This window comes from Cognatundibacterium luofuense (assembly GCF_018139685.1).
GTDB classification, from domain to species: domain Bacteria; phylum Pseudomonadota; class Gammaproteobacteria; order Burkholderiales; family Burkholderiaceae_D; genus Undibacterium; species Undibacterium luofuense.
Window position 1 is genome coordinate 148,548 of record NZ_JAGSPN010000001.1, and the last position, 20,250, is coordinate 168,797.

The 20,250-nt window shown below is 51.8% G+C and carries 18 protein-coding genes and 1 pseudogene; 7 read left to right on the forward strand and 12 right to left on the reverse strand.

Annotation, left to right across the window (positions count from 1 at the left end; translation table 11 throughout):
- Positions 1 to 96: 96 nt before the first annotated feature.
- Positions 97 to 960 (reverse strand): annotated as a pseudogene (locus tag KDM89_RS00650) (YifB family Mg chelatase-like AAA ATPase); the annotation flags it as partial.
- Positions 961 to 965: 5 nt separating this feature from the next.
- Positions 966 to 1,208, reverse strand: coding sequence for an accessory factor UbiK family protein (locus tag KDM89_RS00655; RefSeq protein WP_212686033.1), 243 nt, complete (start codon positions 1,206 to 1,208; stop codon positions 966 to 968).
- Positions 1,209 to 1,637: 429 nt separating this feature from the next.
- On the opposite strand from KDM89_RS00655, the gene KDM89_RS00660 reads away from it, so the two are divergent.
- The 5 genes from KDM89_RS00660 to KDM89_RS00680 all read left to right on the forward strand — a co-directional run bounded on the left by KDM89_RS00660 (position 1,638) and on the right by KDM89_RS00680 (position 6,683).
- Positions 1,638 to 2,381, forward strand: a complete 744-nt coding sequence (locus tag KDM89_RS00660; RefSeq protein WP_212686034.1) for a TorF family putative porin — start codon at positions 1,638 to 1,640, stop codon at positions 2,379 to 2,381.
- 13 nt (positions 2,382 to 2,394) lie between these two features.
- Positions 2,395 to 2,733, forward strand: coding sequence for a P-II family nitrogen regulator (gene glnK, locus KDM89_RS00665; protein WP_212686035.1), 339 nt, complete (start codon positions 2,395 to 2,397; stop codon positions 2,731 to 2,733).
- Positions 2,734 to 2,753: 20 nt separating this feature from the next.
- On the forward strand, positions 2,754 to 4,307 hold the full coding sequence (locus KDM89_RS00670; RefSeq protein WP_329604591.1) for an ammonium transporter: 1,554 nt from the start codon (positions 2,754 to 2,756) through the stop codon (positions 4,305 to 4,307).
- A gap of 1,224 nt (positions 4,308 to 5,531) precedes the next feature.
- Positions 5,532 to 6,104: a hypothetical protein gene (locus KDM89_RS00675; protein ID WP_212686036.1), complete on the forward strand. Its 573-nt coding sequence runs from the start codon at positions 5,532 to 5,534 to the stop codon at positions 6,102 to 6,104.
- 72 nt (positions 6,105 to 6,176) lie between these two features.
- Positions 6,177 to 6,683 (forward strand): hypothetical protein, encoded by a 507-nt coding sequence (locus KDM89_RS00680; protein WP_212686037.1) that lies wholly within the window; start codon positions 6,177 to 6,179, stop codon positions 6,681 to 6,683.
- A gap of 326 nt (positions 6,684 to 7,009) precedes the next feature.
- On the opposite strand, the gene KDM89_RS00685 is transcribed toward KDM89_RS00680, so the two are convergent.
- The 3 genes from KDM89_RS00685 to KDM89_RS00695 form a co-directional block, all read right to left on the reverse strand.
- Complete coding sequence (locus tag KDM89_RS00685; RefSeq protein ID WP_212686038.1) at positions 7,010 to 8,275, reverse strand: tetratricopeptide repeat protein; 1,266 nt, start codon at positions 8,273 to 8,275, stop codon at positions 7,010 to 7,012.
- A gap of 117 nt (positions 8,276 to 8,392) precedes the next feature.
- Positions 8,393 to 9,040, reverse strand: coding sequence for a hypothetical protein (locus KDM89_RS00690; protein WP_212686039.1), 648 nt, complete (start codon positions 9,038 to 9,040; stop codon positions 8,393 to 8,395).
- Positions 9,041 to 9,255: 215 nt separating this feature from the next.
- On the reverse strand, positions 9,256 to 9,567 hold the full coding sequence (locus KDM89_RS00695) for a DUF2288 domain-containing protein (RefSeq protein WP_212686040.1): 312 nt from the start codon (positions 9,565 to 9,567) through the stop codon (positions 9,256 to 9,258).
- A 142-nt stretch (positions 9,568 to 9,709) separates the two neighbouring features.
- Here KDM89_RS00695 and KDM89_RS00700 point away from each other — a divergent pair, with 142 nt between their 5' ends.
- Positions 9,710 to 11,668, forward strand: coding sequence for a bifunctional diguanylate cyclase/phosphodiesterase (locus KDM89_RS00700; protein WP_212686041.1), 1,959 nt, complete (start codon positions 9,710 to 9,712; stop codon positions 11,666 to 11,668).
- 179 nt (positions 11,669 to 11,847) lie between these two features.
- Here KDM89_RS00700 and KDM89_RS00705 read toward each other — a convergent pair whose 3' ends face one another.
- The 4 genes from KDM89_RS00705 to ettA form a co-directional block, all read right to left on the reverse strand.
- Positions 11,848 to 12,549: a transglutaminase-like cysteine peptidase gene (locus tag KDM89_RS00705; RefSeq protein WP_212686042.1), complete on the reverse strand. Its 702-nt coding sequence runs from the start codon at positions 12,547 to 12,549 to the stop codon at positions 11,848 to 11,850.
- Between the two features lie 80 nt (positions 12,550 to 12,629).
- Positions 12,630 to 13,220, reverse strand: coding sequence for an IMPACT family protein (locus tag KDM89_RS00710; RefSeq protein WP_212686043.1), 591 nt, complete (start codon positions 13,218 to 13,220; stop codon positions 12,630 to 12,632).
- 47 nt (positions 13,221 to 13,267) lie between these two features.
- Entirely contained in the window at positions 13,268 to 13,687 is a 420-nt protein-coding gene (locus tag KDM89_RS00715; protein WP_212686044.1) for a flagellar basal body-associated FliL family protein, read from the reverse strand.
- Between the two features lie 73 nt (positions 13,688 to 13,760).
- Positions 13,761 to 15,428 carry an energy-dependent translational throttle protein EttA gene (ettA, locus tag KDM89_RS00720; RefSeq protein ID WP_189357924.1) on the reverse strand — a complete coding sequence of 556 codons (1,668 nt, stop codon included), beginning with the start codon at positions 15,426 to 15,428 and terminating at the stop codon, positions 13,761 to 13,763.
- Positions 15,429 to 15,610: 182 nt separating this feature from the next.
- Here ettA and KDM89_RS00725 point away from each other — a divergent pair, with 182 nt between their 5' ends.
- Positions 15,611 to 16,225 (forward strand): OmpW/AlkL family protein, encoded by a 615-nt coding sequence (locus KDM89_RS00725; protein ID WP_212686045.1) that lies wholly within the window; start codon positions 15,611 to 15,613, stop codon positions 16,223 to 16,225.
- A 119-nt stretch (positions 16,226 to 16,344) separates the two neighbouring features.
- Here KDM89_RS00725 and KDM89_RS00730 read toward each other — a convergent pair whose 3' ends face one another.
- Genes KDM89_RS00730 through KDM89_RS00740 form a run of 3 tightly spaced genes read right to left on the reverse strand, consistent with a single transcriptional unit; the run spans position 16,345 to position 20,204 of the window.
- On the reverse strand, positions 16,345 to 18,063 hold the full coding sequence (locus KDM89_RS00730) for an MFS transporter (RefSeq protein ID WP_212686046.1): 1,719 nt from the start codon (positions 18,061 to 18,063) through the stop codon (positions 16,345 to 16,347).
- A 15-nt stretch (positions 18,064 to 18,078) separates the two neighbouring features.
- On the reverse strand, positions 18,079 to 19,167 hold the full coding sequence (locus KDM89_RS00735) for a M24 family metallopeptidase (RefSeq protein ID WP_212686047.1): 1,089 nt from the start codon (positions 19,165 to 19,167) through the stop codon (positions 18,079 to 18,081).
- The gene (locus tag KDM89_RS00740) at positions 19,164 to 20,204 is read right to left on the reverse strand and encodes a proline racemase family protein (RefSeq protein ID WP_212686048.1); all 1,041 of its coding nucleotides are present in this window, start codon (positions 20,202 to 20,204) and stop codon (positions 19,164 to 19,166) included. Before KDM89_RS00740 ends, KDM89_RS00735 begins: the two co-directional genes overlap by 4 nt.
- Positions 20,205 to 20,250: the final 46 nt, after the last annotated feature.

Sequence of the window (20,250 nt, forward strand, 5' to 3'; positions counted from 1 at the left end):
GAACGTACATGCAGGTTGACTTGGATGACTATAGTTTTCCATAAGGCAATTATCGCAGCTATTTCAGAAATGTCGCATTTATTTCGAAAAGTCACACCCACCGCCGACCAGTGCGACCGCAGAACTGGTGTGATGCGGGCTCCGGTACGGACGCTGGCGCCACAGACCGGCGTGAAAGCCGCCGGTGAGCGAGTGTACCGAGGCAGCTTCCAGTGCTTCCTGATCAGTCATATCCGGCAGAATGCCCGGAAAACGGGCGGCCAGCATCGATTTACCGGTTCCCGGCGGGCCGCTCATTAAAACAGAATGATTACCGGCTGCCGCAATTTCCAGTGCGCGTTTCACGCTGGATTGTCCTTTCACATCGCGGAAATCCGGATACATCGCGACAGCAGCTGCCGGTTCGGCGCGGTACGGAGTGAGTTTGTGTTCGGGCTGTGTGGCGGCCAGATGGGCGCAGACATCGAGCAGGGATGCGGCAGGCAGAATGACTGCATCGCGCACCAGTGCGGCTTCCGGTGCGCTGGCAGCGGGCAGAACAAATGCAGGTAAGTCAGCAGATGGCTGGCGGCTGATCGCGTAAGTCATGGCCAGTGCGCCACGCACCGCGCGCAATTCGCCGGACAGGGAAAGCTCACCGGCAAATTCATAAGCAGCCAGATCGTCGGACGGAATTTGTCCGGAAGCGGCGAGGATGCCGAGGGCGATCGGTAAATCAAACCGGCCGGATTCTTTCGGCAGATCAGCGGGTGCCAGATTGACGGTAATCCGGCGAGCGGGAAATTCAAACCGCGCATTCTGGATTGCTGCTCTGACCCGGTCGCGGGCTTCCTTGACTTCGGTTTCCGGCAGACCAACGATAGTGAAAGCCGGCAAGCCATTTGCCAGATGCACTTCAACGGTGACTGCCGGTGCTTCCATCCCGTTCAGTGAACGGGTCTTCAGAACAGCAAGTGACATGCGGATTATTCGTCCTTCAGTTGTGCCTCCATTGCAGCAACGCGGGCTTCGAGTGCTTCCAGCTTGGTGCGGGTTTTTGCCAGCACTTGTGCCTGAATATCGAATTCCTCGCGGGTAACCAGATCAAGGCGGGAAAAACTCTGGGTCATGAAGGCTTTGACGTTTTTTTCAATGTCTTTGGCCGGAGAGTTTTCCAGTACCTGATTCAGTTTGCTCTGGAGATCGTTAAAGAGATTGGGTTTATCCATGATTTCACCTGAATGTTGTTTTTTTAGCTTTTTCTGCACATTTTTTGTGCAGTCCACCTATTCTGAAAGTGCCTTCCGTTGCAGTGCGTCAAATTAGTGCAGATCCTGCATTCAAGCTTAGCAAACTGCACAGTTGGCGCACAGTGGTTTCTCATCATAGCGCAAAGCAGACGCTGCGACTGCGCAAAACCAGGCTTTACCAGCAGGAATTTTGCATAACGATCAATGATTTATGGTGTGTTGCAGTGCGGGCATACCACTTTCGGGTAGTTGGCACGACTTGTGCTAAGTGATGCTTAGTTCCGAATTATTGCAATCATTTCTGGCAGGGCTGCGAATGATCTTCAGGTCTTGTCTACCGGTAACAGATGAACTCAGTTCGGTTTCGTTTTGATTCTTGACGTATTACATCTTTGAAGGGGTATCGCAATGAAGAAAATCGTACTTGCAGTTGGTTTGCTGGCAGGCGCACAGGGACTGGTTTATGCCGAAGACGCGAAACCGGAACATGAAGTCAGTTTTAACGTCGGTGCGGCCAGTGAATACCGTTACCGCGGGATTTCTCAGTCCCGTCTGGATCCTGCTTTGCAGGGTGGTGCGGACTATACCCACAATCCTACCGGTCTGTATGCAGGCACCTGGTTGTCCACTATTAAATGGACCAAGGATGCCGGTGGTGGTGGCGATATCGAATGGGATTTGTACTTCGGTAAAAAAGGCGAAATCGCCAAAGACTGGTCATATGACGTCGGCGTGCTGAACTATATCTATCCGTCGAACGGTCTGGGCAAAGTCGCTGGCTTCGCGAATGCCAATACCTCTGAAATTTACGGTCAGATCGGCACCGGCCCGTTTTATGCGAAGTACTCGCACAGCGTGACCAATCTGTTCGGGTTTGTGAACAGTAAAAACAGCGGTTATCTGGATGTCGGTGCGAATGTGGAACTGGCTGATGGCTATGTGATGAATCTGCACGCAGGCCGCCAGATCGTGAAGAACAACGGCGCATACAGCTATACCGACTTTAAATTCGGTGTGACCAAAGAATTTTACGGTGTGGCGTTCAGCCTCGCACTGATCGGTACAAATGCCGAAAAAGCTTTGTATGTGACACCTGCCGGCAAATTTACCGGCAAAACCACACTGTTGCTGACAGCAGTCAAATCATTCTGAGACCGGGGAAAGTATGAAACTCATCACAGCCATTATTAAACCGTTCAAGCTGGACGAAGTCAGAGAAGCGCTTTCTGATCTGGGCGTACAGGGAATTACGGTGACGGAAGTCAAAGGCTTCGGACGTCAGAAAGGCCATACCGAGCTGTATCGCGGAGCTGAATATGTCGTTGATTTTCTGCCGAAAACCAAAATCGAAGTGGCAGTCGATGATGCGATCACAGACCGCGCTATCGAAGCCATAGAAAACGCGGCGCGTACCGGCAAGATCGGTGACGGCAAGATCTTCGTGTATGACCTGCAACAGGTCATTCGTATCCGTACCGGTGAAACCGGCAACGATGCACTGTGACCGCTCAGGGGGAAATCAAGATGAAGAAAATGATTCAGAATGTGTTATGTACTGCAGCCCTGCTGGGTGTGCTGGCAATGCCGGCAGCCGCACAGGACGCTGCCTCTAAGCCAGCGGAAAGCGCAGCGCCGGTTGCAGCCAGTGTTACCGATGCCGCACCGGCCAGTGCGCCAGCCGCTCCGGTTGCAGCTGCACCGGCATCCGCAGCAGAAGCCGCACCTGCAGCACCGGCGGCAGCAGCACCGGTGCCGAACAAAGGTGACACTGCATGGATGATGGTTGCCACGCTGCTCGTGATTCTGATGACGATTCCGGGTCTGGCCCTGTTCTACGGTGGTCTGGTACGCTCCAAAAACATGTTGTCCATCCTGATGCAGGTGTTCATGATTTTTGCCGTGATCATCGTGCTGTGGTGCCTGTACGGATATTCGCTGGCCTTTACCGAAGGCAGTGCATTTATCGGTTCGTTTGACCGTGTCATGCTGAAAGGCATCTGGGATCCGGTCAAAGCCAGCTATACAACGGCTGCCACCTTCAGCAAAGGCGTGGTGATTCCTGAGTTCGTGTACGTCGCATTCCAGGCAACATTCGCTGCGATTACCTGCGGTCTGATCGTCGGTGCATTTGCAGAACGCGCACGCTTCTCGGCAGTACTGGCATTCGTGGTGCTGTGGTTCACCTTCAGCTATCTGCCAGTGGCACACATGGTCTGGTTCTGGACTGGCCCGGATGCAATTAAAGATGCTGCCAGCCTGACAGCAGAAACAGCGAAAGCCGGTTTCCTGTGGCAAAAAGGTGCGCTGGACTTCGCTGGCGGTACCGTCGTGCATATCAATGCAGCGATTGCCGGTCTGGTTGGTGCATTCATGATCGGCAAACGTGTTGGTCTGGGCCGCGAATCCATGGCGCCACACTCGCTGACCATGACCATGATCGGTGCATCCCTGTTGTGGGTGGGCTGGTTCGGTTTCAATGCCGGTTCCGCACTGGAAGCAGGTGACGTTGCAGCACTGGCGTTCGTCAATACCTTGCTGGCAACCGCCGCAGCGACTGTGTCCTGGGTATTCGGTGAATGGATGTCCAAAGGCAAACCTTCCATGCTGGGCGGTGCGTCCGGTGCGGTGGCAGGTCTGGTCGCAATCACCCCGGCTTGCGGTTATGTCGGCCCTATGGGTGGTCTGGTGATTGGTCTGGTGGCAGGTATTGTCTGTATGTGGGGTGTGAACGGTCTGAAACGTCTGATCGGTGCAGATGATGCGCTGGATGTATTCGGCGTGCACGGTGTCGGCGGTATCCTCGGTGCCTTGCTGACCGGTGTGTTCGCTGCCCCTTCGCTCGGTGGTCAGGGTATTTTTGACTACGTTGCCAACAAAATGTCAGCCGATCCTTACTCCATCGTCGATCAGGTCATCACACAGGCAACTGCCGTTGGTGTGACTATCGTCTGGTCCGTCGTGGTATCCGTGATTGCTTACAAGCTGGTGGATATTGTGATTGGTCTGCGTGTTCCGGAAGATGAAGAACGTGAAGGTCTGGACATCACCAGCCACGGCGAGTCTGCTTATCACTCTTAATATGGTTTTCAGTCAGGGCCGCTGATCAGAACAAGAGCCCGCGAACGATATCCTCAGTCAGTGTATAGAGCGCACGAAGCTGAACTTTCAGGCCACTTTGCGAAAGCAGAGTGGCCTTTTTTTTTCGTTGGTGATGCCAGGGGGAAGGCATTGCACTGACCGGAACCCTGACCGGATTCACACCGGTGTAGCAGCAACGATTGTGCAGAACACCGCATCTGCATTTTACGGACAACCAGACTTTCTGCCGACGACAGACGCACCACCATGCAGAAATCCGCATTTCGCACATTTTTGGTGCGTTTTTCGCTGTTGGGGGCTGTCAACGGGGCGGGCGTATTGTTACGCGTGATCAGGTGTATGGTCAGGCCGTGCATTTGCGACCATAGACTCATCCATTTCTTGCGAATGAAAAAGCGTATCCAATATAAATATAATATTTTTTGTGAGTAAACTGCAGTGTTAACAATGAAAATACTGACACTTCAGCACTTAAGCGGAGGGGCTTTCGCTATTTGCGCCGGAATTTGCAATATATTTAAAGTAGTATCAATTAAATAAATTGATGATTTTAAAAAAATAATATATATTAAAAAATTGTTAAATATATGAGAATGCTATTTTTTGAGTTAAAATAAATATAACATTAAGTTTTGGAAGGAGAATTAAATGATGATTGATGATCAAGTTGTACGATTCGTTCTTGCAACTGGCGTTGTTATTGCTGGAATAGTGTTCGTCGTATACTTGTCAAATTTTGGGTAGTCTCTTTTCAAGAGTTCGGCAGAGCAGAGTTTATTTAGGCGTATCTTTTACTTTTTAAACCCTTAACTGCTAATCATTACTCACGAGGAATATGGCTGGAAGGAGCCCTCTCTTCATACGACCAATATCTCGATAAGCGAAATGATTTTTGGGAACACTTCAGTCAAGTTACTTTAGCCATTTTAATTGTGGTTGTACTCGCCGTTTTATTGCTTGCAAAGTTCATCGGCGCAGAAGCAGGATTGCCTATTTTCAGTGCTGTTGCAGGTTTTGCGATTGCGAAGTCCGGTGGGGTTCAAGTAAATCGTCGGACTCCACAGCCTCCTGAGAGTCTTGGCGATAAGTGAAGCATAGTAAATCCGAACGATCGATAATCTATAGCGATACGGCTCACCGCTCCAGATTGCTTGTTACGTCGAAAGCTATGTGCTATATATTTTAAAAAATAGATAAGTATAAATGGGTAAAAAATTTGATAAAGCATATGCGTCATTGGCTGACGCGTATGGTGGTATTGATAAATTTCATGCTGAACGTGAGGCTATGTCAAAAGAGGCACGGGAAGTCTTTGATCAAGATGTGCTTGAAATTGGTAGAATATTAAGATCTCACTTATATGTTGAATATTATATAGATAAATATCTAAAAGAAAAATATTGCTATAATAGGAAAGATTTGAATATTACTTTCTCTAAAAAGATAAAAATAATAAATGATAAGAATGATGAGTTAAAACCATTTATTCGATCTATAAAAAGATTAAATTTAATAAGAAATAAAATGGCTCATAATCTAAAATTTCGAATTAGAGAAGAAGATGCAAACTTCTTTAGGAATGAGGATTTGTATAAAAATTACTTTTTTTCAAAAATAGTAATTGATGAAGAAAATAAAATTGACGTTTATGAGTTGTATTCTAGCCTTGTAGCTTGTAGGATTTGTGAGATTTTAAATAAAAAGAATTATTTATTTGAAAATGTATTGAAGGCAATAAAGGATGAGGCTCGTGATGTTTATTTTAATCGGGCATAAAAAATGTTAAAATTAATTTATGTAAAAAACGCATAGTATGTTACCGTCAAGATAGCGAAAAGGAGATTCATAGTGCAACAGTTTGTTAATTCCATACGTGCTTCAATTGAAAGCAATAACTGGCATGCTGCCTTAACATTGGCAATGACTCTTCCTGATATCTGTGGTTGCCTAGAGAATCCATCCATGGGATCAAAGGCTAGATATGTCGCTTGGTATGATCAATTTATGCTAAAGCGTTATCAAAGTTCATTGGGACCATCAAAACAGCTTCATACCTTCCTATATGGTTCTGATTGCTATGCTTTAAGATGTGCATATTTACATCAAGGTGAATTTGGTATAGAAGATCAAAGTGCACGGAAAACGCTTGATAAATTTCATTTTATTGTTCCACCTGGGAAAAATAGTATAATTCATATGAATCAATGCGGTAATACTCTTCAGCTTCAGATCGACATATTCTGTTTGGATGTTTGTGCCTCGGTTGAAGAGTGGATGTCAATGCAATCCGGAAAATCTGACATACAAGAAAAATTGTTAAATATTGGGCGTATATATTGTAGCCCTAATTTTTGATAATGGATTGTTAAAGGTGGCTGGGCTATATACTTCACTGTAAATATAAATATAAATATAAAAAATATTTTAAATTTCTGTTGTAGATTTATGCAAGTCCAGATGCCTAATCGTAATAGCGGTGATAAACCGGTATGGTTATTTTACGGTTTTGGTATTATCTCCAAATCCCATAAGAAAAAATGCCGAGCCTGCCTGCGGAGACGGGCATAAAAAATCATTGACGGAACGCTTCCGCAAAAACAAACACCCCGTACGCACAGGGCGGTACAGGGTGTTGTCGGGTGCTGCTGTGCTGGTGCACAGCAGCCTGATGCGTTAAACGATCAGTTTTGTGCGGCAGGACGGGTCAGCAGCCACAGGCGGCCCAGATCGCCAGCGTCGGTGGATTTGATACTTGCGAACACTTCTTTTGCTTTGTCGCGGTTACCGGTTTTCAGGTAAGCCATGCCCAGATGCAGGCGTGCTTCGTCTTCAAATTTCAGACCGCCTTTGACCAGACCCTGTTCCATCAGCTGGATACCTTTTTCTGCCTGACCGCTGATCACATAGTTGTAACCGGTATTGACCAGACCCAGACCAGTTTTGGCGCTGCGTGCAGACGCTTCACCGGCGTCCAGCGATTTCAGATCTTCCGCAGCCTGTTTGTTGGCGCGGTCACGCAATTGCTTGTGTTTCGCAGCTTCTTTGCCTGTACCCAGCAGACCGGCGTTGTAACCGGCTTCCACGGCTTGTTTGGCTTCTGCAGGTAAACCTGCCAGCAATGCCAGTTCTGCCATTTCCACGTACTGACCGGCGTCATCCATGTTGCCGTTGATTAACAGCAAGCGGTACAGATCCAGACGCAGACGGTCAGAGAAACCGGCTTTGTGTTCGACGCGGTAGATCAGGTCGCTCCACAGTTCGCGGGTTGGATAGAACTCCACCATCAGTTCCAGTACGCTGGCGTAACCAGCCATATCTTTCTGATGCTGGTAGCAGCTGGCGTACAGTTTCAGGTTTTCTTCAGAAGGTTTTACGCCGTCAGCTTTGTTTTGCGCCAGAATCTCGCGGATTTTCTGGATCGTTGCCGGATAGTCGGCTTTCAGATAATGCGCTTTGGCGATCATGCTGTTCATCGACGCATTTTTCGGTTCGCCTTGCAGGAAACGCTGACCCCAGCTCAGTGCTTTGTCGTATTGTTTTTCGTTGTAGTAAGTACCGGCCAGACCTTCCATCAGACGCAGTTTTTCTGCATCTTTCAGGTATGGCGAATCGATCATGGCGCTGAACGAAGCAGCCAGCAATTCGGTGTTATTGGTGGAAGACGCAATGATGGCGCGGAAACGGTGCAGCATGAAGGATTCATACGGCAGCTTTTTATCCATCGCATCCAGAGTTTTCAGCTTTTCGTCTGTTTCAGCGTATTTTTTTTCTTCCAGCAGCTTTTGCAGTTCAGGAATTGCTTTAGCGAATTCAGGACGCACAGAATTGTCTGTTTTTTTCTCTTCCGCAGCCTGTTGTGCAAATGCGGTGGAGGTGAAGGTTGGTGCAAATCCGGTGCCGATAACGGCAGCCAGCATGGCAGCCAGAAGAAAAGAGGATTTTTTCATAAGTCTTCCAAAGTGAAAGTGACCGCAAAATGACGGCTCTGCGGACACAACGCACGTCCGGAGCGGTCTGTTGACAGTAAACGCCAGACGCGCATTATAGCGGAGTCGTCCGGCGCGTCACCATTTGCAGCCGGTATCCACCACGGTGCTGACCAGAAGTGGTGCAATTGCCAACAGACCGATGCCGGAATACGCCTTCAGACAATCCTTTTTCTCTGCTTTTTTGACGCCTTTACCGAGTTTTTCATCGGTGGTCGGGTCGGTATCCTGCGCCATCTGGATTTTGCCCATGGTGGTGCCGCGCCATTCTTTATCAATGCGTCCGGCACTGGCTTTCAACTGGTGCAGGTCGGTGCCGCTGCGCGGCGTCGCTGCTGTTGCGGATTCGGCTGGCGGGTTATCAGTGACGGGTGTGCTGACAGCATGTGTCTCCACTGGCTGACTGACGGATTCGTTTGTTGTTTTGCGGGGAAGTTCCGGTTTGCTGCGCTTTGCAGAAACAGGTGCCGGTGGCGTGCTGCTTGCTCTGACCGGTTCTGCGGCAACAGGTTGGCTGACGACCGGTGCTTGCGGGGCTGCTTGTGGAGCAGGCTGGGGCAGCGGTACAAATACCAGCTCCATTGCGGAAGATGCATTGTTGTGACTGCGCCACGGCTGATGCTGCATTTGCCACCATGCGCTGATCAGCAAAACATGTAATCCGAGTGCCAGCAGCATGCCGCTGTGACGTGAACTGCTGTGCGGGTAAGTATTCCAGCCATTCATGGGGCTCTCCTGACATCACCGGAAATGATCAGCAGTGCACCGGAAGCGGATCACTGCGCGGGAAAATCCGGCAGGACTGCCGGAGTCAATGAATCGGTCATGATATGCAAAAATCATCATTCCGGCGCAGCGTATCCGAAAAGTGGCATTTGTCGCGATGCCGGGTATTGTGTTTTACGCCACAGCATAGTTGTTGCGGCGACAGTGCCAGCTTGTCAGTGTGTAACTTTTTTGTACTGCACAACAATCCACGGTTTGACCACCACCGTCCACAATTCGGCTTCTTCTTTCAGCCATTGCTGCGCCTGTTCATCGCTGACTTTGGCCAGTTGGCCCGACGCCAGCAAAGGCGCAACGGCGGGCGCATTATCGCTGGCCATCCAGTAGGCGACTTCGACCAGATCTAAACCATCGGCCACCACCACCACATTACCGGCAGCGAACTGACGGATTAACTCTTTCCACGGATAACGTGCGGTTTCCTGCAGAATTTTCTGCTGCAAGTCCGCGCCGGATTCTTCATTCATACTGACTCCTGCGTAAAAAACGACTGATTTAGTGCTACCCCGGAGAAAAAAATGAAAGGGGCAGACTGAAAGTGCTATTTTCTCAGAGTTAGGCCGTCAGCGTCAGCTGGACTGATGGCATTCATTTTTGTCGTGATCTGCTATGACCCTGAAAAAACAACTTTTACTCGCAATGTCCGGCCTGTTTTTGCTGGTGTTCATCGTGGTGCAAACCCTGACGGTGCTGAGTACCCGCGATTATCTGCAGCAACAGCTTGCATCTCACGCACAGGATGCGGCGACGACATTATCCAAAACGCTGCAAACCGCGTTGCAGCAGCATGATGCGACGCTGGCGGCAACCGAGATTGCCTCTGTGTTTGACCGTGGTTATTACCGGCAAATGCTGGTGCTGGACGCAGATGGCAAGGTGCTGGCAAAACGGGAACTGGCAGATCAGACCGTGGCCGAACCCGGCTGGGTAACGCAGCTGGTGCGGCTGGAACTGCAACCGGCAGAAGCCTTTGTCAGTGCGGGCTGGCGTCAGCTCGGCAAAGTGGTGGTGGTCAGCCATCCGGCCTATGCGTATCAGTATTTGTGGCAAAGCATGCTGAATCTGGCGACCTGGATGCTGGCGCTGTTTGTGCTGGTGATGCTGGCCGGATTACTGATACTGCGCTGGTTATTGCGTCCGCTGGAAGCCATGGAGTCCATGGCGACCGGCATTCGTCAGCATCGTTTCACCACGATTGAGCGTTTGCCGTATGCGCGTGAACTGCGTCAGCTGGTCAGAGCGATGAACCAGATGAGTCAGCATATTGATCAGGAACTGAGCCGCGCTGCGCAACAGGCAGATACGCTGCGTCAGCAGGCAATGCAGGATGCGCTGACCGGTCTGGAAAACCGCGAAAGCTTCCGTTTACGACTGAATCAGCTATTGCAGCGCGATGAAGGCATCAGTCAGGCCTGGCTGGGTTTGCTGGAGCTGGAAGGTTTGCATGAGCTGAACCAGCAGCACGGATTTGCACAGGGCGATGCGGTGTTGCGCCAGATTGCGCAATGCCTGCAGCAACAGATTCCGGCCCACAACGGGTTGGTTGCCAGACTGGGCGGTAGCACCTTTGCATGGCTGATTCAGGATCAGACAGCAGCGCAGGCACAGGCGCTGGCGCAAACCATCAGTACCGGCTTGTCTTTGCCGGATACTGGTCTGCGCTGGCTGGCGGTGCTCAGCGGATTTTCATCTCCGGCAGAGCAGGGTGTATTGCTGGCGAGAGCGGATTTTCTGCTGGCGCAGGCACGTCAGCAGCAGGCATGGCAGCAGATTCAGGTACATGACGAAGCCAGCAGTGGTCAGCTCAGCGGCATGGGTTCGCAAGCATGGCGTACCACACTGACGGAAGCGCAAACCCAGAACCGCTGGCTGTTATCGGTGCAGCCGGTACTGCGCTTTGCAGACGAGCACGAACTGCATCAGGAATTGTTATTACGTCTGGCCCTGCCTTCCGGCGACATTCTGCCTGCGGCCGCATTTTTACCGATGGTGAAACGTCATCAGTTATCCGCAATCATGGACAAAGCTGCGCTGAGTCTGGCGCTGGAACTGATCAGCCGGCATGAAGGCGCGACGGGCCGCATCGCCGTCAATATTGCGGCGGCTTCGCTGCAAGACACAGAGTGGCGTTTATGGCTGCTGGACGGATGTGCCGGACGCTGGCCGGTGCGCCAGCGACTGGCACTGGAATTCACGGAAGCCGAGTTGCAGGATGCCGGTGATACCGCACTGGGCAGCCTGCCATTGCTGCGTGAGAACGGCGTACAGATCGGCATTGATCAGTTCGGCCTGCATCCGTCAGCGGTGCGTATGCTGCGTCAGCTGACGCCGGATTATGTGAAGATGGATCCGCAATTACTGCAGCAAGCCATGCTGGACAGCAACTGGCGCACCCATTTGCAGGCTATCGTGCAACTGGCGACAGCGATGGATATTCCGGTGATTGCGCAAAAACTGGAAAATGAAGCGATGTTGCAGTTCGCCCGCGAATGCGGACTGGTGGCAGGTCAGGGTTTTTATCTGGCAGAACCGGTTTCCGTCCAGCGCGCATTCCGTCCTTACCTTTGAGAACGGGCGGAATGAACCTCATCATTGTGCAGAAGTCCGCATCGCATGATTTTGAAGGCCCGGACTTTCTGCCGACGACCGCCGGATCGCTGTGCTGAAACCCGCATTTGAGCCAGTTGAAGGCTCAACACCGGCTCCGGTGGATGGCGGGGATGGGAAGGTAGGTCCGTGTCGCCGCCTTACATCCGCTTTTCTTTTTCCATACGCTCGATGACTTCGCGCCACAGGCGCACGGTGGACGCGCCGCCTTTGCGGTTGACGCCGCTGGCCAGCCATAAATCTTCATCATTGAAACTGTAGACCGGAATCAGGTCGGTGCGCTGCGAAGCGGGCTGCACTTCATCCACCAGATTATCCAGAATCAGCGGATCAGCCGACGGATACGGGTAATAGGCCAGCACCATATGGGTTTCGCCGATTTTCACGGCACGCACATAGGTAATGCGTAAACGTTCGACCGGGAAACCCAGTTCCTTCAGGGACATGTATTTGGCAATCGCATAATCTTCGCAATCACCGCCCCACGAAGCGACCATTTCTGCCGGCGTCGCCCAGTAATCAGGCACGCCCCAGTGTTCCTGATCGGTCAGGTAAGGCACTTTATTGAAGAAATCGTTGACCTTCTGCAACCACGGCAATTCAGCTTTGCCACTGGCAGTCTGCACCGCATTGCGGATGCCGTCAGCACCTGCCTGACGACGGATCTGGCTGATAGCGGACTGAAACTGTTGCAGGCGGCGGGGAGCTTCTGCACCAAAGCGCTTTTGCAAGGCTTCGATCAGGCCGGGAGAAAAATCCGTCAGGCCGGACCAGCCGGGCAGCGCAGCCAGCAAAGCCACTGCGCACAGACTCAGCAGACATGTCAGGCGGTGGCGGTGCATGGGCAGATTCAGACATCCTCAGAAAAAACGGTCAGCGCAGGCAATGCCGGAAACAAACGCTGCCGGATCTGGCAGTCTGTTTATTCCGGTATCCGGCGCAGCGTGACCTGCCCTTTCAGTGCGGTGGTCAGCGCTTCACATAATGTATCCACCTGCTTTTCGCGCAGGCGTACCGTCATACGGGTCTGGCTATCATATTGCACATCCAGTACTTCCGCCTGAAATTTCTCCAGCCAGTGTCGTACTTGTGCTTCAGCGGCGTATGCGACCGTGATCTGCAACTCTTGCATGACTTCGACCGCAATCAGTTGTGCATCGCGGAAAGCATCCGAAATGGTCTGGCCGTAAGCCCGCGTCAGGCCTCCGGCACCGAGTTTGATACCACCCCAGTAACGCACTACCACCGCCAGAATATTGGTCACATCTTTGTGAACCAGTACGTTGTACATGGGTTTGGCGGCAGTACCGGAAGGTTCGCCGTCATCGTCCAGACCGGAATCGCCGGTACACACCAGCGCCCAGCATACGTGTACTGCACCCGGATGGGCTGCACGTAAGGCTTGCAGATGCTGCATGGCTTGCGGACGGCTGTGTACCGGGAATAAAAATCCCAGAAAGCGGCTTTTTTTGATTTCTAGTTCGGAAGTAACCGGAGCGGCGAGCTGATACATAAAAAAACAGCTGCCGGTCACGACCGGCAGCTGTCCTTCATAAAAAATTACTGAATAACAAAGTTAACAAAATAAACGTCGGTTACGCCATCGCGTTCTTTGACATCCAGCACTTTGTTAATTTTATCTTTGATTTCTTCAATCAGATCATGCTTGCCATTGGCGCTCTGAATCGAGGCAGAGTCTTTACTGCTGAGCAGCATAATCAGATTGTGCCTGACCACAGGCATGTTTTGCTTAATCTTGTCTGCCAGTTCCGGTTTCGCCAGTTGCAGGGTAATTGCCACTTGCAGATAGCGGTCATAGGTCGACAGATTCACAATAAACGGTTCCAGCGGTGTGGTTGCTGCACCGGCACCGGCACTGGCGCTGGCACTGCCGCCACCGGAATTGGCTGATGCCTGCAGCGGCAAGGCGACCGCAGAACATGCGAGCAAGACTGAAAAGAAGAATGCGTGTTTGCGCATAAGATCACCCGTTTTAACAAGACAGGCCGGTTGCGCGAAAGCAGCCAGCCTGTTCAGTATGCCTGTTAGCGGTTTATACCGTCAAAGGTTTATAGCGGATACGTTTCGGTTTTGCTGCTTCTTCACCCAGACGTTTTTTCTTGTCAGCTTCATATTCCTGATAGTTACCATCGAAGAACACGACCTGAGAATCACCTTCAAACGCCAGAATATGGGTCGCAATACGATCCAGGAACCAGCGGTCATGCGAAATCACCATTACGCAACCGGCAAATTCCAGTAAGGCATCTTCCAGCGCACGCAGGGTTTCCACGTCCAGATCATTGGACGGTTCGTCCAGCAGCAATACGTTACCGCCCTGCAACAGTGTTTTTGCCAGATGCAGACGACCGCGTTCACCACCCGACAAATTGCCGACGATTTTCTGCTGATCGCCGCCTTTGAAGTTGAAGCGGCCTAGATACGCACGGGATGGCATTTCAAAGCGGCCAACCTGCAGAATATCGGCACCGTTCGACACATCTTCAAACACGGTTTTAGTATTGCTCAGATCCTGACGCGACTGATCGACCAGCGAGATTTTCGCAGTCTGACCGAGTACCACTTCACCGCTGTCCGGTTGCTCAATGCCTTTGATCATTTTGAACAGCGTGGATTTACCGGCACCGTTCGGGCCGATAATACCGACGATTGCACCCGGCGGCAGTTTGAAGCTCAGGTTATCAATCAGCAGACGGTCGCCAAAGGCTTTACTGACGTTTTTGAATTCGATGACTTCGTTACCCAGACGTTCTGCCACAGGAATGAAAATCTCCTGTGTTTCATTGCGCTTCTGGTATTCGTATTCACTCATTTCATTGAAGCGGGCCAGACGGGCTTTGCTTTTCGCCTGACGTGCTTTCGGATTCTGACGCGCCCATTCCAGCTCTTTCTGCAGCGCTTTCTGACGCGCAGATTCGGTTGCTTCTTCCTGCTTCAGACGGGCTTGCTTCTGATCCAGCCAGGAAGAGTAATTACCTTTCCACGGAATACCTGCACCGCGGTCCAGTTCCAGAATCCATTCCGCTGCATTGTCGAGGAAGTAGCGGTCATGCGTGATCGCAACCACAGTGCCCGGGAAGCGCAGCAGGAATTGCTCCAGCCAGTCTACCGATTCCGCATCCAGATGGTTGGTCGGTTCATCGAGTAACAGCATATCCGGTTTGGATAACAGCAAGCGGCACAAGGCGACACGGCGTTTTTCACCACCGGACAGTACGCCGATTTTGGCATCCCACGGTGGCAGACGCAGCGCATCCGCCGCCATTTCCAGTTGCAGTTCCACATTGTCACCGGCTGCAGCGCTGATGATGGCTTCCAGTTTACCTTGCTCTTCCGCCAGCGCATCGAAGTCCGCATTTTCATCCGCGTAAGCGGCATACACTTCTTCCAGACGCGCTTTGGCGGCAAATACTTCACCCATGCCCGATTCCACGGATTCACGCACGGTGTGTTCCGGATTCAGTTCCGGTTCCTGTGACAGATAACCGATCTTGATATTCGGCATCGGCACTGCTTCGCCCTGAATATCTGTATCGATACCTGCCATGATTTTCAGCAGGGTGGATTTACCGGAACCATTCAGACCCAGCACGCCGATTTTGGCACCGGGAAAGAAGGACAGGGAGATGTCTTTGAGAATCTGACGTTTAGGCGGGACGATCTTGCCGACCCGGTTCATGGTGTAGACGTAATTTGCCATTTTGTGTTGTTTTCCGAGTACAAAAGGATGACCGCAAGGATACAGCATTGCCGCTCTGCCCGACAGTTTTTCCATGATCTGCATCAAATTTGTGCCATGCACCAAATTTGCGGTAGCGCAAATCCGGCACAGAGCCGAGGTCTACACTTGGTTCATCAACTTTGATCACAAGGAAAAACAACATGAAAAAGCTCGTATTAGCCCTCTCCCTGGCAGCAGTTGGTTTGACAGCAACTCAGGCAATGGCAGCAGAACAAAGCCCATGGCAAGTTCGTGCACGCGTTGTGAACATCAGCCCTGCAAACGGCTCTGACGCAATTCCGGGTCTGGCAGCAGCAGATGCAATCACTGTCAGTAACAAAACAATTCCTGAAGTTGATATCAACTACTACTTCACGCCGAATCTGTCTGCAGAACTGATTCTGACTTACCCGCAAAAACATGATGTTGCGCTGAACGGCACAAACATCGGCAGCTTCAAACATCTGCCACCAACACTGACAGCAAAATATCATTTCATGCCAGAAGCACAAATGAGTCCGTACGTTGGCGCAGGTGTGAACTACACACGTATCTCTGACGTGAACCTGCTGGGCGGTAAAGGTGATCTGGAAAGCAGCAGCATCGGCTTCGCTCTGCAAGCTGGTGTGGATTTCAAACTGGACAAAAACTGGTCTCTGAATCTGGACGTGAAAAAAGTACAGATCCGTTCTGACGTGTTGCTGAATGGCGCAAAAATCAGTGCAGTCAAAGTTGACCCATGGCTGGTTGGCGTAGGTGTAGGCTACCGCTTCTGATCGCAGTCTCTGACTGTTGAGAAGCTGAATGCGGATATCGCATCCGCAAATAAAAACCCGGTAATCATTTACCGGGTTTTTTGTTTTGATCATCCGGGATATATTCCCGGATTGACTGATCAGGCCGCTTTCATTGCCGAAGCAGGACGGCTGCGCAGATACTTATTCAGTGCAATCATCGCGACCGCTGTCACCAGACCAATCGCTCCGAACACGCACCACATCATCAGTGGCTGATGCATATCACGGGCGAGTGTCTGATATGCCCAGCCGGATAACAGACCTGCGAACAGATTACCGAGCGCCATCGACACAAAGTAATACCCCATAAACATTGCGGTTTTCTGGCGCGGTGCAATTGCGGCTACATATTCCTGACTTTTCGGTGAGGCAATCATTTCACCCAGTGCGAATAAAATGACAGCACAGGCAACCACACTGCCGCCGGATACCATTGCATACGATGCGCCGCCGAGCACCATACTCGCGCCCAGTACCAGCGTACCGAACACCAGCACCGGCAACGCGCTCCAGCGCTGAATATACGCACTGATCGCAATCTGCATTAACACCACCGCGCCGAAATCCAGATTCACAATGTATTCCGGATTCACCTGACGGTAAGCGCCGGTCCAGCGTTGCGCCAGTTCTGCGGCACTGATTTGCTGTTGCGTCAGCGCAGTCAGACCCTGTTGCAGTACATCGGCAGGCACCATCACTTTGTAATTCACCAGTTCCAGACGCAGGGTTTCCAGTGCTGCCACACTGTTGTCTGCAGGCAGTTTGCCCGCCAGTTCTGTTAATGCGGTTGCCAGCTGATCCTGATTCACGTTGGCCAGAAAATCCAGTGCAGACGGCCAGTACTGGCTGATCATGCGAACCAGATCACCGGTATCCACAAAGTCACGGATATACAAAGGCATGGTGATAAATAACTGGTTATACATGGTCCAGAAACCGGTCATGATCATCAGATACAGCACAAACGGTGTATTTCCCAGTTTCACAGGCTGGCGATACCAGTCTTTTGCCTGTGGCTGACTCAGGACTGCACTCCATAGCAGATTGATGGCAATCCACGTACCCATCGCGATGCCATAAGTGGCGTAACTGATACCGCCTTTAGCAGCAATCATGATGCCGATAATCGCCGGTACCACCATCAGTGCGAGGCGCCCATTGCCGAGCACTTCCTGCGTATCCTGTAGCACCTGACGCAGACTGCGGGTGTCTGCCGCTTCGCTGGCATGACGCGGTTCTTTGTAAAAGAAAATCGCCGGTACAAAGTTCAGCAAAATCCACAACGAAGACATCAAAAACACCTTGTCCCAGCCGATCGCACGCACATAACCTGCAACCAGCGGACCGAGGAAGCCACCGACATTGACCATGGTGTAAAACACGCCAAAGCCCAGACCACGGTTGGTGTCGTCGGTAGTGCGGCCTATCGTACCGACAACGACGGGCTTAAAGCAGGCGGCACCGACAGCGACTGATAAAAAGACGGCGAAAAATGCCCAGAAATCACGAACCTGACCCAGCAGATAATATGACGGCGCCATGATCGCAAATGCCAGCAGGAACATGCGGCGATAGCCGTAGCGGTCAGCCAGCGCACCGGTAATCACCGGCAGCAGATACAGCAGAAACGGAATCATGCCTTGCAGAAAACCACGCTGCTGATCTGTGAAGCCCAGACCACCGGCAGCGGTCGGACTGGTCATATAAAGCGAGGACAAAGTAAAAAAGCCGTACCATGCGAGACGTTCAAAGATCTCCATGGTATTGGCAACATAAAAAGCGCCCATGAAAGGGCTGCGCTTGGCAGATGTTTGCATGTTGAAATCTGACATTTACGTCAGTCGGAAAGGTTGAGGGGAATGGGTCAGTAATTGGTAACCGTGTTCGGTAATCAGCACATCATCTTCCAGTCGCACACCACCAAAGCCGGGGATGTACACACCGGGTTCTATCGTGACGACATAGCCGCTGCGCAGAATTTCTTCACACTTCGGTGTCATGATCGGTTGTTCATGCAAGCACAAACCAACGCCGTGGCCGAGACTGGAACCGGCTTGCTGCGCAAAACCATGTTCTGCCAGCACTGCGCGTGCAGTCAGATCTGCTTCACGGGCGCTGATACCGTCTCTGATGACCGCCAGCGCTGCCTGCTGCGCCTGCGTTACGGCGTTATACATTGCTTGCTGGCGTGCATCCGGTTCACCGGCGATGTAGGTACGGGTCATGTCTGAGCGGTAGCCGCCAACCGATGCGCCGAAATCCAGCACGATCAGATCACCTTCGCGCAAACGGCGCTCCGAAGGAATGCTGTGCGGCAGGGCAGAGCGTTCGCCGAAACCGGTAATAGTTTCAAATGACAAAGCTTCAGCGCCCAGCCTGCGCATACGGAAGTCCAGTTCCAGTGCAAACTCCGCTTCGCTGATACCGGGGCACAGCAGTGGCAGAGTTTCTGCCAGTGCCTGATCCGCAATGGCGGCGCAGCGCTGTATCAGTGCCAGTTCACTCGCATCTTTACGGCGGCGTAATTGTTCTGTCCACAGGGGTGCTGGAGTCCATTGAATACCGGCACTGTCCTGTGCGATCTGCGCCCAGTTCTGTACCGACACTTCGGCAGCTTCAAACGCAGCCTGTCGCACGCCGGATTGCAGTAACAGTTTTTGCACGACCTGCCCCAGCGTTTCTGCCTCGCGGTCACGGCAATAGCAATGCCAGCCGGCACATTCTTCTTCCGCCTGGGTAATGAAACGGTAATCGGTGATCAGGTGTAGCTGATCCTGTGTAATCAGTGCACAGGCAGCTTCACCGCTGTAAGCTGCCAGATAGCGCAGATTAGCCGGGGAAAAAATCATGAGGGCTTCGCAGCCATTGCTTTGCATCAGCGCGCGCAGGCTGTGCAGACGGGTTTGATGTTCTTGTTTCATCGCAGAAAAAAACCTTGTGGAAACGGATCGGCGGGATCCAGATAAAAACGGTGCTGGCCACTGATATTTGCCTGTCCTTCAACGAACGGAATCACGGCGGCATAAGGGCCGAATGTGGTTGGACGGCGTAATTCAACACGGAACCGGCTGCCGGTAATGCTTTCGATCATGACCGACTGACCCGGCTCCAGCTGACCGTCGGCATGCAGCAAAGCCGCCATGCCGGAAACGCCGCTGCCGGTCGGACTGCGGTCAACTTCGCCGTCAGCAAAGACGCAGACATTGCGACGGAAGACGCCCGGCGTAGTAGATGCGCTGTAGAAAATGGTGCCGTATAAAAAGCTCAGATCATCTTCAAACGGATGTTTCACCGGCATACTGGTCATCACTGCGTATTTGATACGGCGACCTGCATCCACAATCGCCGCATACGATGCAGCATCCAGCGACAGACTGATATCATCCGCATTCACGTATGCGTAATAAGCACCACCATACGCAATGCGCAAAGGCACGGCGCCGATACCGTCCACCTGAATCTGCAACAGATCGCTGGCGACATAAGAGGCGACATTTTCAAACCCGCTGCGCACCACCTGACCATTTTCCAGTTCGGCAACCGCACTGACCTGACCGCAGGGCACATCGATTTTCAGGCTGGCGCGGTTATGTTCAATGGCAACCATGCCGCATTCCGCCGCCACTTTTGCCAGCGCAATCACCGCATGGCCGCACATGGTGCTGTAACCTTCGTTGTGAAGAAACACGGCTCCGAAGGCGCTGTCGCTGCGTTCCGGCGGAACAATCAGGCAGCCGTACATATCGGCATGACCACGCGGTTCATGCATTAATAAGGTGCGTAAATGATCGTGTTGCTGACAGGCGCGGCGTTGTTCGAGAATGCTGGCTTGCGGCAAAACGGGAAATCCGCGCGTGATAATGCGCAGCGGTTCGCCGCCGGTATGGCAATCCAGCGTATCAATGCTGAGCCAGTGTGCCGGTGCCTGCCAGCGTCCGAATGGCAGATCGGTTTCCATGATGGTGTCTCCGGTAATCAGGAAGCTTGCCTGAAAGCCGGTCTGT

Bases quoted from the DNA above. Each gene is read 5' to 3' on its own strand.
- KDM89_RS00655 (WP_212686033.1), bottom strand. From the start codon at position 1,208: ATGGATAAACCCAATCTCTTTAACGATCTCCAGAGCAAACTGAATCAG.
- KDM89_RS00660 (WP_212686034.1), top strand. From the start codon at position 1,638: ATGAAGAAAATCGTACTTGCAGTTGGTTTGCTGGCAGGCGCACAGGGA.
- glnK (WP_212686035.1), top strand. From the start codon at position 2,395: ATGAAACTCATCACAGCCATTATTAAACCGTTCAAGCTGGACGAAGTC.
- KDM89_RS00670 (WP_329604591.1), top strand. From the start codon at position 2,754: ATGAAGAAAATGATTCAGAATGTGTTATGTACTGCAGCCCTGCTGGGT.
- KDM89_RS00675 (WP_212686036.1), top strand. From the start codon at position 5,532: ATGGGTAAAAAATTTGATAAAGCATATGCGTCATTGGCTGACGCGTAT.
- KDM89_RS00685 (WP_212686038.1), bottom strand. From the start codon at position 8,275: ATGAAAAAATCCTCTTTTCTTCTGGCTGCCATGCTGGCTGCCGTTATC.
- KDM89_RS00690 (WP_212686039.1), bottom strand. From the start codon at position 9,040: ATGAATGGCTGGAATACTTACCCGCACAGCAGTTCACGTCACAGCGGC.
- KDM89_RS00695 (WP_212686040.1), bottom strand. From the start codon at position 9,567: ATGAATGAAGAATCCGGCGCGGACTTGCAGCAGAAAATTCTGCAGGAA.
- KDM89_RS00700 (WP_212686041.1), top strand. From the start codon at position 9,710: ATGACCCTGAAAAAACAACTTTTACTCGCAATGTCCGGCCTGTTTTTG.
- KDM89_RS00705 (WP_212686042.1), bottom strand. From the start codon at position 12,549: ATGCACCGCCACCGCCTGACATGTCTGCTGAGTCTGTGCGCAGTGGCT.
- KDM89_RS00710 (WP_212686043.1), bottom strand. From the start codon at position 13,220: ATGTATCAGCTCGCCGCTCCGGTTACTTCCGAACTAGAAATCAAAAAA.
- KDM89_RS00715 (WP_212686044.1), bottom strand. From the start codon at position 13,687: ATGCGCAAACACGCATTCTTCTTTTCAGTCTTGCTCGCATGTTCTGCG.
- ettA (WP_189357924.1), bottom strand. From the start codon at position 15,428: ATGGCAAATTACGTCTACACCATGAACCGGGTCGGCAAGATCGTCCCG.
- KDM89_RS00725 (WP_212686045.1), top strand. From the start codon at position 15,611: ATGAAAAAGCTCGTATTAGCCCTCTCCCTGGCAGCAGTTGGTTTGACA.
- KDM89_RS00730 (WP_212686046.1), bottom strand. From the start codon at position 18,063: ATGCAAACATCTGCCAAGCGCAGCCCTTTCATGGGCGCTTTTTATGTT.
- KDM89_RS00735 (WP_212686047.1), bottom strand. From the start codon at position 19,167: ATGAAACAAGAACATCAAACCCGTCTGCACAGCCTGCGCGCGCTGATG.
- KDM89_RS00740 (WP_212686048.1), bottom strand. From the start codon at position 20,204: ATGGAAACCGATCTGCCATTCGGACGCTGGCAGGCACCGGCACACTGG.